At 50.4% G+C, this 12,956-nt stretch carries 10 protein-coding genes; 8 read left to right on the top strand and 2 right to left on the bottom strand.

The window, feature by feature from the left end:
* Positions 1–33 precede the first annotated feature (33 nt).
* On the top strand, positions 34–939 hold the full coding sequence (gene galU, locus ACQG1K_RS12325; protein ID WP_022648355.1) for a UTP--glucose-1-phosphate uridylyltransferase GalU: 906 nt from the start codon (positions 34–36) through the stop codon (positions 937–939).
* A 201-nt stretch (positions 940–1,140) separates the two neighbouring features.
* Here galU and hns read toward each other — a convergent pair whose 3' ends face one another.
* Positions 1,141–1,554, bottom strand: coding sequence for a histone-like nucleoid-structuring protein H-NS (gene hns / locus ACQG1K_RS12320; protein ID WP_003856724.1), 414 nt, complete (start codon positions 1,552–1,554; stop codon positions 1,141–1,143).
* Between the two features lie 550 nt (positions 1,555–2,104).
* On the opposite strand from hns, the gene tdk reads away from it, so the two are divergent.
* A complete protein-coding gene (gene tdk / locus ACQG1K_RS12315) occupies positions 2,105–2,719 on the top strand; it encodes a thymidine kinase (protein WP_032622434.1) in 615 nt (204 codons plus the stop codon).
* Between the two features lie 69 nt (positions 2,720–2,788).
* On the opposite strand, the gene adhE is transcribed toward tdk, so the two are convergent.
* Positions 2,789–5,470 (bottom strand): bifunctional acetaldehyde-CoA/alcohol dehydrogenase, encoded by a 2,682-nt coding sequence (gene adhE, locus ACQG1K_RS12310; protein ID WP_032624107.1) that lies wholly within the window; start codon positions 5,468–5,470, stop codon positions 2,789–2,791.
* Between the two features lie 480 nt (positions 5,471–5,950).
* On the opposite strand from adhE, the gene ACQG1K_RS12305 reads away from it, so the two are divergent.
* From ACQG1K_RS12305 to oppF, 6 genes are all read left to right on the top strand, one after another.
* Positions 5,951–6,598 (top strand): YchE family NAAT transporter, encoded by a 648-nt coding sequence (locus ACQG1K_RS12305; protein WP_017384236.1) that lies wholly within the window; start codon positions 5,951–5,953, stop codon positions 6,596–6,598.
* 768 nt (positions 6,599–7,366) lie between these two features.
* On the top strand, positions 7,367–8,998 hold the full coding sequence (gene oppA, locus ACQG1K_RS12300) for an oligopeptide ABC transporter substrate-binding protein OppA (protein WP_023300277.1): 1,632 nt from the start codon (positions 7,367–7,369) through the stop codon (positions 8,996–8,998).
* Positions 8,999–9,080: 82 nt separating this feature from the next.
* Positions 9,081–10,001 carry an oligopeptide ABC transporter permease OppB gene (gene oppB / locus ACQG1K_RS12295; RefSeq protein ID WP_003856738.1) on the top strand — a complete coding sequence of 307 codons (921 nt, stop codon included), beginning with the start codon at positions 9,081–9,083 and terminating at the stop codon, positions 9,999–10,001.
* 12 nt (positions 10,002–10,013) lie between these two features.
* Positions 10,014–10,922, top strand: a complete 909-nt coding sequence (gene oppC / locus ACQG1K_RS12290; protein WP_015570372.1) for an oligopeptide ABC transporter permease OppC — start codon at positions 10,014–10,016, stop codon at positions 10,920–10,922.
* An 11-nt stretch (positions 10,923–10,933) separates the two neighbouring features.
* The gene (locus tag ACQG1K_RS12285; protein ID WP_017384234.1) at positions 10,934–11,947 is read left to right on the top strand and encodes an ABC transporter ATP-binding protein; all 1,014 of its coding nucleotides are present in this window, start codon (positions 10,934–10,936) and stop codon (positions 11,945–11,947) included.
* Positions 11,944–12,948 carry a murein tripeptide/oligopeptide ABC transporter ATP-binding protein OppF gene (gene oppF, locus ACQG1K_RS12280; RefSeq protein WP_022648351.1) on the top strand — a complete coding sequence of 335 codons (1,005 nt, stop codon included), beginning with the start codon at positions 11,944–11,946 and terminating at the stop codon, positions 12,946–12,948. The genes ACQG1K_RS12285 and oppF overlap by 4 nt, the downstream gene beginning before the upstream one ends.
* Positions 12,949–12,956 lie beyond the last annotated feature (8 nt).

Genomic DNA, 12,956 nt, shown 5'->3' with positions numbered 1-12,956 from the left:
AGTTCAAAACTTGAACAGTTCAGGAGAATTTCAATGGCTGCCCTAAATTCGAAAGTCAGAAAGGCCGTTATCCCGGTGGCGGGATTGGGTACCAGGATGTTGCCAGCGACGAAGGCAATCCCAAAAGAGATGCTGCCTCTGGTTGATAAGCCATTAATCCAGTATGTCGTGAATGAGTGTATTGCGGCAGGTATCACCGAAATTGTACTGGTGACGCATTCATCTAAAAACTCTATCGAAAACCATTTCGATACCAGTTTCGAACTCGAAGCAATGCTGGAAAAACGCGTAAAGCGCCAGCTGCTGGAGGAAGTGCAGTCTATTTGCCCTCCACACGTTACCATTATGCAGGTTCGTCAGGGCCTGGCGAAGGGCCTGGGGCACGCAGTATTGTGTGCACATCCGGTAGTGGGTGATGAGCCGGTCGCGGTTATTCTGCCAGACGTGATCCTTGATGAGTATGAGTCCGATCTTTCCCAGGAAAACCTGGCGGAAATGATTAAACGCTTCGACGAAACCGGCAGCAGCCAGATTATGGTTGAGCCAGTCGACGATGTGACTGCTTACGGTGTGGTTGACTGCAAAGGTGTTGCCCTGCAACCTGGTGAAAGCGTACCAATGGTTGGCGTTGTTGAAAAACCTAAAGCGGACGTCGCGCCGTCTAACCTTGCTGTCGTTGGCCGTTACGTACTGAGTGCTGAAATCTGGGCGCTGCTGGCCAAAACGCCTCCGGGTGCGGGCGATGAAATCCAGCTGACGGATGCTATCGATATGCTGATCGAGAAAGAGACCGTGGAAGCCTACCATATGAAAGGTAAGAGCCATGACTGCGGTAATAAGCTCGGTTATATGCAGGCATTCGTCGAATATGGCATTCGCCATAACAGCCTGGGTGAAGAATTTAAAGCCTGGCTCAAAGGTAGCGTGGGTATTAAGTAATAAACTCACGGACCAGTGAACAAGACCGGTGTGGCGATGCCCACCGGTTTTTTTATGCCTGTCGATCCGTAATTGGCTGGAGATTGTCAAGGACGTTAAATAGTGAGCCAGGCAATATGACAGAATGTAAGGAGATGTTTGGGGAATATTATGGGCATAAAAAATCCCGCATTAAGCGGGATTTTTCAGAATCTTTCCAGATTAATCCTTGATCAGGAAGTCATCCAGTTGTTTACCTTGTTCGTCCATAGCTTTCTTGATTACAGCAGGAGTACGACCCTGGCCGGTCCAGGTTTTCTCTTCGCCGTTCTCGTCGATGTAGCTATATTTAGCAGGACGTGCTGCGCGTTTTGCTTTGGTACCGGTTTTAGCCGCAGCCATGCTGTTCAGCAATTCGTTTGGATCGATACCATCGGCAATCAGCATTTCGCGATACTGTTGCAGTTTACGTGTACGTTCTTCGATTTCAGCCGCTGCTGCGCTTTCTTCTTCACGACGTTCGTTAACGACAACTTCTAATTTTTCGAGCATCTCTTCAAGCGTTTCAAGGGTACATTCTCTTGCCTGCGCACGAAGAGTACGGATGTTGTTCAGAATTTTAAGTGCTTCGCTCATTGTAGTAATCTCAAACTTATAATGGGGGTGGGTTTGTTGTCCTAATAATAGAGCGTTAATTTCACTTGTGCAATAGGTTGGAATGTAAGGAATTCAAAAAATACAAAATTAATGACGCTATTATTAATTACGCTAACTTAAATTTCATTGTTTGCTGGGGCGATGAGATATCGTTTCAAACGGCAAAAGCGCGTCATTTGCATGTTTGTTTTGTGACTTTTACCTCAGGAATTATAGTTGCGGTTGATAAATATCAGCCTTTCGTATTACTCCGGCTAAGCGCAGCGAACAGAAGAATAGTTAATAAATAGTGAATTTTAAAGATTGCAGAAGCCACTATAAAAAGAAGTGTTATCTCCGGTGTCGAGCTCGCCTTATTGTCCGTGCTAAAAGCCTTTACTGTCTGTTTTAACGCATTATTTTGCGCTATCAACGAAGAGTTTATTGGTGCAGAACAGCCTGGAGCACGCAGCCCGCCGCTGATGACAATACAAAATATGGTACAATGATCCATCGGGAATATTACACATTGATTAGGGTTCTTCGGCCAATGGCACAACTTTATTTCTACTATTCGGCAATGAATGCAGGGAAATCGACGGCGTTACTGCAATCCTCATACAATTATCAGGAGCGGGGGATGCGTACCGTTGTTTATACCGCCGAAATCGACGATCGCTTTGGGGCAGGGAAGGTAAGCTCAAGAATAGGGCTCTCGTCGCCTGCAAGGCTGTTTAACCCTGAAACGGACCTGCTTGAGGACATTCGTGCCCAGCATGCCTCTAAGCCTGTCCATTGCGTGCTGGTAGATGAAAGCCAGTTCCTGACCCGCGAGCAGGTCCATGCGCTTTCAGAGGTCGTTGATGAGCTGGATATTCCCGTTCTTTGCTATGGATTACGCACTGACTTTCGCGGTGAGTTATTTGCCGGTAGCCAGTATCTGCTCGCCTGGTCGGATAAGCTGGTTGAGCTGAAAACTATCTGCTTTTGTGGCCGCAAGGCAAGTATGGTTCTTCGCCTGGACCAGTCGGGCAAGCCTTATGCTGATGGCGAGCAGGTGGTGATAGGGGGCAATGAACGTTATGTCTCGGTCTGCCGCAAGCATTATAAAGAGGCGCTGGCTGTAGGCTCGCTGACGGCGTTACAGGGCGACAATCGCAAATAAAAAAAATGTCTTACGGATCCTCAGATATAAAAAAACCCGCCAGCGGCGGGTTTTTTTTCACACTGTCAATCAAGCATTTTTCTTCGCTTTCTTGTCAGCCTTTACAACTGCGGGGATGTCAACTTTTACGGCAGCGACATCGCTTTCAGTGAAGTTACGACCGTAATAGGTATCCAGCAGGATCTGTTTCAGTTCGGAAATCAGTGGGTAGCGCGGGTTAGCACCAGTACACTGGTCATCGAATGCATCTTCAGACAGCTTATCTACGTGAGCGAGGAAGTCAGCTTCCTGAACGCCTGCTTCGCGGATAGATTTAGGAATACCCAGTTCAGCCTTCAGGCTTTCCAGCCATGCCAGCAGTTTCTCGATCTTCGCTGCAGTACGGTCGCCCGGTGCGCTCAGACCCAGGTGGTCTGCGATTTCAGCGTAGCGACGACGAGCTTGCGGACGGTCGTACTGGCTGAATGCAGTCTGCTTGGTTGGGTTGTCGTTGGCGTTATAGCGGATAACGTTGCTGATCAACAGGGCGTTCGCCAGACCGTGAGGAATGTGGAACTGTGAACCCAGCTTGTGCGCCATGGAGTGACAGACACCCAGGAAGGCGTTAGCAAATGCAATGCCCGCGATGGTTGCCGCACTGTGTACACGTTCACGAGCTACAGGGTTTTTCGAACCTTCGTTGTAAGAAGCTGGCAGGTTTTCTTTCAGCAGTTTCAGTGCCTGTAAAGCCTGACCGTCAGAGAACTCAGAAGCCAGTACGGAAACGTAAGCTTCCAGGGCGTGAGTTACCGCATCCAGACCACCGAACGCACACAGTGATTTCGGCATTTCCATGACCAGGTTGGCGTCAACGATAGCCATATCTGGAGTCAGTGCGTAGTCAGCCAGCGGATATTTCTGACCCGTTGCGTCATCAGTCACAACAGCAAATGGCGTCACTTCTGAACCGGTACCGGAAGTGGTGGTGACGGCGATCATTTTCGCTTTCACGCCCATTTTCGGGAACTTGTAGATACGTTTACGGATATCCATAAAGCGCAGCGCCAGTTCTTCGAAGTGGGTTTCCGGATGCTCGTACATGACCCACATAATTTTCGCGGCGTCCATTGGGGAACCGCCACCCAGTGCGATGATCACATCAGGTTTGAAGGAGTTAGCCAGTTCAGCGCCTTTACGTACAACGCTCAGGGTTGGGTCAGCTTCAACTTCAAAGAAGACTTCAGTTTCGACGCCAGACGCTTTCAGAACAGAGGTGATCTGGTCTGCATAGCCATTGTTGAACAGGAAACGGTCAGTCACGATGAGCGCACGTTTGTGGCCATCAGTAATCACTTCGTCCAGCGCGATTGGCAGAGAGCCGCGGCGGAAGTAGATAGATTTCGGAAGTTTGTGCCACAACATGTTTTCAGCTCGCTTAGCAACGGTTTTCTTGTTGATCAGGTGTTTTGGACCAACGTTTTCAGAGATGGAGTTACCACCCCAGGAACCACAACCCAGAGTCAGGGAAGGTGCGAGTTTGAAGTTATACAGGTCACCGATACCACCCTGAGAAGCAGGGGTGTTGATCAGGATACGTGCCGTCTTCATCTTCTGACCGAAGTAAGCAACACGCTCTGGCTGGTTATCCTGGTCGGTGTACAGGCAAGAGGTGTGGCCGATACCGCCCATCGCCACCAGCTTCTCTGCTTTTTCTACCGCGTCATCGAAATCTTTCGCACGGTACATTGCCAGTGTCGGGGATAGTTTTTCGTGAGCAAACGGCTCACTTTCATCAACGACTTTCACTTCACCAATCAGAATCTTGGTGGTAGCAGGGACGCTAAAGCCGGCGAGTTCAGCGATTTTATACGCCGGCTGACCTACGATAGCTGCGTTCAGTGCACCATTTTTCAGAATCACGTCCTGAACGGCTTTCAGTTCTTTACCTTGCAACAGGTAGCCGCCGTGGCTGGCGAAACGTTCACGAACGGCGTCGTATACCGAATCAACCACGACAACAGACTGTTCAGATGCACAGATAACGCCGTTATCGAAGGTTTTCGACATCAGCACAGAGGCAACTGCACGCTTGATATCTGCCGTTTCGTCGATCACAACAGGAGTATTACCTGCGCCTACGCCGATGGCTGGTTTACCGGAGCTGTATGCTGCTTTAACCATACCAGGACCGCCGGTCGCCAGGATTAGGTTAATGTCCGGGTGATGCATCAGGGCATTGGACAGTTCAACAGAAGGTTGGTCGATCCAACCGATCAGATCTTTTGGCGCACCCGCAGCAATGGCAGCCTGAAGCACGATATCCGCTGCTTTGTTGGTGGCGTCTTTCGCACGTGGATGCGGGGAGAAAATGATTGCATTACGTGTTTTCAGACTGATAAGAGATTTGAAGATGGCGGTAGAGGTTGGGTTAGTGGTTGGAACGATACCGCAAATAATGCCGATGGGTTCAGCGATAGTGATGGTGCCAAAAGTGTCGTCTTCTGACAGCACACCGCAGGTTTTCTCATCTTTATAGGCGTTGTAGATATACTCTGAAGCAAAGTGGTTTTTGATCACTTTATCTTCAACGATACCCATACCGGATTCGGCAACGGCCATTTTAGCGAGAGGGATTCGAGCATCTGCAGCAGCCAGAGCGGCCGCGCGGAAGATTTTATCAACCTGTTCTTGGGTGAAATTGGCATATTCACGCTGGGCTTTTTTCACGCGCTCGACGAGGGCGTTCAGTTCAGCGATATTGGTAACAGCCATAATGCTCTCCTGATAATGTTTAAACTCTTTTAGTAAACCAGCGCTCGATACGTCTGACAGTATAGTCAGAGCCGATCCCACTTGCGTAACACACAGTAAAACAAAGGATTACTCACTGCTTCCGCTCACTAATTTACTAAAAGAGCCTTACCTTAGCATCATACCTTTTTGATAGGTGATCTCCCTGGCGGCGTAACCAAGATTACTCACTTCTGAGTACGAAAATTATGATCAAGATCAATTTTGTCCTAAGCTGATACCTTTCAGCAGGGTTATTTTGTGCTAATTATTCCAGTGTTAAATAATTAAGTAACTATTGGAAGTGGCGCTATCATTGATTATACAAATGTTTAACATCATGAATTGATAACGTTTTAGAACAGATTTCTGGTGAAGTGTGCGGCTAAAAAGCGTATCTTCAGCGCGGATTTATCATTACACGCTGTCTCTCCCTGACCATGCTCAATTGCGGAGCTTAATGTGATTCAAACGCTCTTTGATTTCCCTACATATTTCAAGTTTTTTATTGGCTTGTTTGCCCTGGTCAACCCGGTAGGGATTATCCCTGTCTTCATCAGTATGACCAGTTATCAGACAGCCGCCGCGCGAAATAAAACCAACCTGACGGCAAACCTGTCGGTGGCGATTATCTTGCTTACGTCTCTTTATCTGGGGGACGCCATTCTTCAGGTCTTCGGCATCTCGATTGATTCGTTCCGAATAGCAGGCGGGATCCTGGTGGTGACGATTGCAATGTCGATGATCAGCGGCAAGCTGGGGGAGGATAAACAGAATAAGCAGGAAAAATCAGAGACAGCTATCCGCGAGAGCATCGGCGTGGTGCCACTGGCACTGCCGCTGATGGCGGGCCCGGGGGCAATCAGCTCTACCATTGTATGGGGAACACGCTATCACAGCCTGATGCACCTGATTGGCTTCTCTGTCGCCATTGCCCTGTTCGCACTTTGCTGCTGGGGCGTATTTCGTATGGCGCCATGGCTGGTTCGTTTGCTGGGACAAACGGGCATCAACGTGATTACCCGTATCATGGGTCTGTTGTTAATGGCGTTAGGCATCGAATTTATCGTTACCGGTATAAAAAGTATATTCCCCGGATTAGTACACTGACTTTCGTTTGAAAGAGCGGAGCCAGCGGCTCCGTTTTTTTACGTGAATATCAGCAAATCATATAAATAAAGTTGAAATACGCACCAGCCATAATAAGTTCTACTAATAACCCTCTTTTGTTGATTTTCAAGAGGTTGTTTATTTTCAGTTTGCTTCTCTGCCCATAAATCCTTCAAACGCTCTGTTATTTTACTCACATGATACTCTGGGGCTTGCTGACAGATAACCGAAATGATATTAGTAATTTCGACGCTGACCCAGACGAATGTGCTAAATAATAACCAGATGTTAAATTTTCGTGAAAAATCGTCCGAATTTGTCATGTCATCGCACCAGTCACGAGAGAACTCTACAACTGAATGTATTGTAAGGGTTTTACTTGTTTTTGGCGTGAAAGGTGGTCGGCGGCATAGCTACGCCTGACTCCGTAAAAGAGAAATGCTTAACAAATTTGCAAAATATATTGGCGAGAGTTGGCACCATTTGGTACTTTCCGACCTTATATTTTGCGGCATTAAACAAGTTGATGAGAACTATTTTCATATAGACCTCACTTAAGCTTTCCAGCACACCTCACTGACAGGGGAGAGGTGTAAAGAATCGACGCAAGATCGCCGTACGAGCGGTCAGTAATAATGAAGTCGATGATAGCAAGAAGTAAAAAAAGAACCTGACAGCAGCAAAAAAACTCCTGCGCTGTACAGGCCCCAACAGGGGATTACACAACTGGCGAAGGCCAGTCATAATAATGAGTGGAGTATCAACACAATGTCCATCATCACAAAAAAAAGTCTGGTAGCGGCGGGGATTTTAACTGCGCTAATCGCGGGCAACGCTGCAATGGCTGCGGACGTTCCTGCTGGTGTTCAGCTGGCTGAGAAGCAAACGCTGGTACGTAATAACGGTGCGGAAGTGCAGTCTCTTGATCCGCACAAAATTGAAGGTGTTCCAGAGTCTAACGTTAACCGCGATCTGTTTGAAGGTCTGCTGGTGACTGACGTAGACGGCCACCCGGCTCCGGGCGTGGCGGAAAAATGGGACAACAAAGATTTTAAAGTCTGGACCTTCCATCTGCGTAAAGATGCCAAATGGTCTGACGGTACGCCGGTTACCGCCGAAGATTTCGTCTATAGCTGGCAGCGTCTGGCGGATCCGAATACCGCCTCCCCGTACGCGAGTTACCTCCAGTATGGCCATATCGCCAATATTGATGACATCATCACGGGTAAAAAGCCAGTAACCGACCTGGGCGTAAAAGCCATCGATGCCAACACTTTTGAAGTGACGTTGAGCGAACCTGTTCCGTACTTCTATAAGTTGCTGGTTCACCCGTCCGTTTCTCCGGTACCAAAATCCGCGGTAGAAAAATTTGGTGAAAAATGGACGCAGCCTGCGAATATCGTGACCAACGGTGCATATAAGCTGAAGGACTGGGTCGTTAACGAGCGTATGGTGCTGGAGCGCAACCCGCAGTATTGGGATAATGCCAAGACGGTTATCAATCAGGTCACCTACCTGCCAATCTCTTCTGAGGTAACGGACGTAAACCGCTACCGCAGCGGCGAAATCGACATGACCTATAACAACATGCCGATTGAACTGTTCCAGAAGCTGAAAAAAGAGATCCCTAAAGAAGTTCACGTCGATCCGTATCTGTGCACCTACTATTATGAAATTAACAACCAGAAAGCACCGTTCACCGACGTACGTGTTCGTACCGCACTGAAGCTGGCTCTGGATCGCGACATTATCGTGAATAAAGTGAAGAATCAGGGCGACCTGCCGGCTTACAGCTACACCCCGCCTTACACCGACGGTATGAAGCTTGTTGAACCTGAATGGTTCAAATGGTCCCAGGAAAAACGTAACGAAGAAGCGAAAAAGCTGCTGGCTGAAGCGGGCTATACCGCCGACAAGCCGCTGACGTTTAGTCTGCTGTACAACACCTCCGATCTGCATAAAAAACTGGCTATTGCCGTCGCGTCAATCTGGAAGAAAAATCTCGGCGTGAACGTGAAGCTGGAAAATCAGGAATGGAAAACCTTCCTCGATACGCGCCATCAGGGAACCTTTGACGTGGCACGAGCAGGATGGTGTGCGGACTATAACGAACCGACCTCATTCCTGAACACCATGCTCAGCGACAGTTCGAACAATACCGCACACTATAAGAGCCCGGCGTTTGATAAGCTGATTGGCGATACCCTGAAAGTGGCAGATGACGCCCAGCGCGCCGATCTGTACGCGAAATCAGAACAACAGCTCGATAAAGACTCTGCGATCGTTCCGGTTTACTACTACGTTAACGCCCGCCTGGTGAAACCATGGGTAGGGGGTTATACCGGTAAAGACCCGTTGGATAATATTTCCGTTAAGAATCTTTATATTATCAAGCATTAATGGCAATACGTGGGGCGAGCGAGCTTGCCCCACTGTGTCTATTTTGTAACATTCATCAGGCACACGCCAGAAGGTACGGGCAATGTTGAAATTTATCCTGCGTCGCTGTCTTGAAGCGATTCCAACGTTATTTATTCTAATTACAATTTCCTTCTTTATGATGCGTCTTGCGCCGGGCAGTCCTTTTACCGGTGAACGCACGCTTCCGCCAGAAGTTATGGCCAACATCGAAGCGAAATACCATTTAAACGATCCTATCACCACGCAGTACTTCAACTATCTGAAGCAACTTGCACACGGTGATTTTGGTCCGTCATTCAAATATAAAGACTATTCCGTTAACGACCTGGTGGCGTCCAGCTTCCCGGTATCGGCTAAATTAGGGGCTGCTGCATTTATCCTGGCCGTTGTTCTCGGTGTCACTGCGGGCGTTATCGCCGCACTAAAACAAAATACCCGATGGGATTACGCCGTAATGGGGGTCGCAATGACCGGGGTGGTTATCCCCAGCTTCGTTGTCGCGCCGTTGCTGGTCATGATATTCGCGATAACCCTTAAATGGCTGCCCGGGGGCGGCTGGAATGGCGGGGCGCTGAAGTTCATGATATTGCCGATGGTGGCATTATCTCTGGCCTACATTGCCAGTATCGCCCGTATTACGCGTGGTTCAATGATTGAAGTCCTGCACTCGAACTTTATCCGTACCGCCCGAGCGAAAGGGTTGCCGATGCGCCGGATTATTTTCCGTCACGCTCTCAAGCCTGCACTGTTACCGGTGCTCTCCTATATGGGTCCTGCATTCGTCGGCATTATTACGGGTTCAATGGTGATTGAAACCATTTATGGCCTGCCGGGCATCGGGCAGTTGTTTGTTAACGGGGCGCTTAACCGTGACTATTCGCTGGTGCTGAGCCTGACGATCCTCGTGGGCGCGCTGACCATTCTGTTTAATGCCGTTGTCGATGTGCTGTATGCCGTTATCGATCCGAAAATCCGTTACTAACTGGAGCACGCCATGATGTTGAGTAAGAAAAACAGCGAGGCGCTGGAAAACTTCAGTGAAAAGCTGGAGGTCGAAGGTCGTAGCCTTTGGCAAGACGCCCGCCGTCGTTTTATGCATAACCGTGCCGCCGTTGCCAGCCTGGTCGTGCTGGTGCTTATCGCGCTGTTCGTAACCCTGGCACCAATGCTCTCTCAGTTCACCTATTTCGATACGGACTGGGGCATGATGTCCAGCGCGCCGGATATGGAATCCGGGCACTATTTCGGTACCGACTCCTCCGGGCGTGATTTGCTGGTGCGTGTGGCGATTGGCGGCCGTATCTCCCTGATGGTTGGCATCGCAGCGGCGCTGGTGGCGGTAATTGTCGGCACGCTTTACGGTTCGCTTTCCGGTTACCTCGGCGGGAAAGTGGACTCCGTGATGATGCGTATGCTTGAAATCCTGAACTCCTTCCCGTTCATGTTCTTCGTCATTCTGCTGGTGACCTTCTTTGGTCAAAATATCCTGCTGATCTTCGTGGCGATCGGGATGGTGTCCTGGCTGGATATGGCGCGTATTGTGCGCGGCCAGACGCTGAGCCTTAAACGTAAGGAGTTTATCGAAGCCGCACAGGTTGGTGGCGTTTCTACCGCCAATATTGTGGTGCGTCATATCGTTCCTAACGTGCTGGGCGTAGTGGTGGTATACGCCTCCCTGCTGGTGCCAAGTATGATCTTGTTTGAATCATTCCTGAGCTTCCTGGGATTAGGTACGCAAGAGCCGTTGAGTAGCTGGGGCGCTCTGTTAAGTGACGGCGCAAACTCCATGGAAGTGTCACCGTGGTTACTGCTGTATCCGGCGGGCTTCCTGGTTGTAACCCTGTTCTGTTTCAACTTTATCGGCGATGGCCTGCGTGATGCCCTCGACCCGAAAGACCGTTAAGGAGCGCCGTCATGACCATTATTGAAACGGCAACCGCGCCACAGGCGCAACAGCGGACCAGCGCACTGCTGGACGTTAAAGACCTCCGCGTGACGTTTAAAACCCCCGACGGTGACGTGACTGCCGTTAACGATCTCAACTTCGACCTGCGTGCCGGTGAAACGCTGGGCATTGTGGGCGAATCCGGTTCCGGTAAATCCCAGACCGCATTCGCGCTGATGGGCCTGCTGGCATCAAACGGCGTGATAGGGGGTTCGGCGACGTTTAACGGGAAAGAGATCCTGAATTTGCCGGAACATGAGCTGAACAAACTGCGCGCCGAGCAGATTTCAATGATTTTCCAGGATCCGATGACCTCCCTGAACCCCTATATGCGGGTGGGTGAACAGCTGATGGAAGTGCTGATGCTCCACAAGGGGCTGGGCAAAGCCGAAGCGTTTGAAGAGTCCGTCAAAATGCTGGATGCGGTGAAAATGCCTGAAGCACGCAAGCGCATGCGCATGTATCCGCACGAGTTCTCCGGCGGTATGCGTCAGCGCGTCATGATCGCGATGGCATTGCTTTGCCGGCCAAAACTGCTGATCGCTGATGAACCAACCACCGCTCTCGACGTGACCGTACAGGCGCAGATCATGACGCTGCTGAACGAGCTGAAGCGTGAGTTCAACACCGCCATCATCATGATCACCCACGATTTAGGCGTCGTTGCCGGGATCTGCGACAAAGTGTTAGTCATGTATGCAGGCCGCACGATGGAATACGGTAATGCCCGCGATGTGTTCTACCAGCCAGCCCACCCGTACTCTATCGGGCTGCTGAATGCCGTACCGCGCCTTGATGCGGAAGGGGAGTCGCTGCTGACTATCCCGGGCAACCCGCCAAACCTGCTGCGTTTGCCAAAAGGCTGCCCGTTCCAGCCACGCTGTCCGCATGCGATGGAAATCTGTAACAGCGCACCGCCGCTGGAAGCGTTTGCCCCAGGCCGTCTACGCGCCTGCTTTAAGCCGCTGGAGGAGCTGGTATGAACGCAATCGACGAAAAAAGAAATGTGCTGCTCGAAATCGCTGACCTGAAGGTCCATTTCGATATCAAAGACGGTAAACAGTGGTTCTGGCAGCCAGCCAAAACCCTGAAAGCGGTGGATGGCGTCACGCTACGCCTGTACGAAGGGGAGACCCTGGGCGTGGTGGGCGAATCCGGCTGCGGCAAGTCGACGTTTGCGCGTGCGATCATCGGCCTGGTGAAAGCCACCGACGGGAAAGTGGCCTGGCTTGGCAAAGATCTGCTGGGGATGAAGCCGGATGAATGGCGCAATGTGCGCAGTGATATCCAGATGATTTTCCAGGATCCTCTGGCGTCCCTGAACCCGCGTATGACCATTGGCGAAATCATTGCCGAGCCGCTGCGCACCTATCATCCGAAGATGCCGCGCCAGGAAGTTCGCGATCGGGTGAAAGCGATGATGCTGAAGGTGGGTCTGTTGCCTAACCTCATCAACCGCTACCCTCACGAGTTTTCCGGCGGTCAGTGCCAGCGTATCGGTATCGCACGCGCGTTGATCCTTGAACCGAAACTGATTATCTGTGATGAGCCGGTTTCGGCGCTGGACGTTTCCATCCAGGCCCAGGTGGTTAACCTGCTACAGAAACTGCAACGGGAAATGGGGCTGTCGCTGATCTTCATCGCCCACGATCTGGCGGTGGTAAAACACATTTCAGACCGTGTGCTGGTCATGTATCTGGGCCACGCCGTGGAACTGGGCACGTATGATGAGGTGTACCATAATCCGCTGCACCCTTATACCAAAGCGCTGATGTCTGCGGTTCCCGTTCCGGATCCCGATCTGGAAAAAAATAAAACCATTCAGCTTCTGGAAGGTGAACTGCCTTCGCCAATCAACCCGCCTTCAGGCTGCGTATTCCGTACGCGATGCCCAATAGCCGGGCCGGAATGTGCAAAAACACGGCCGGTTCTGGAGGGCAGTTTCCGACATGCGGTTTCCTGCCTGAAAGTAGACCCGTTATAATCGCAAGG

It is taken from the genome of Enterobacter cloacae complex sp. 402C9, assembly GCF_050030745.1.
In the GTDB taxonomy this organism is placed as follows: domain Bacteria; phylum Pseudomonadota; class Gammaproteobacteria; order Enterobacterales; family Enterobacteriaceae; genus Enterobacter; species Enterobacter intestinihominis.
This window is presented reverse-complemented; position numbering and strand designations above follow the sequence as displayed.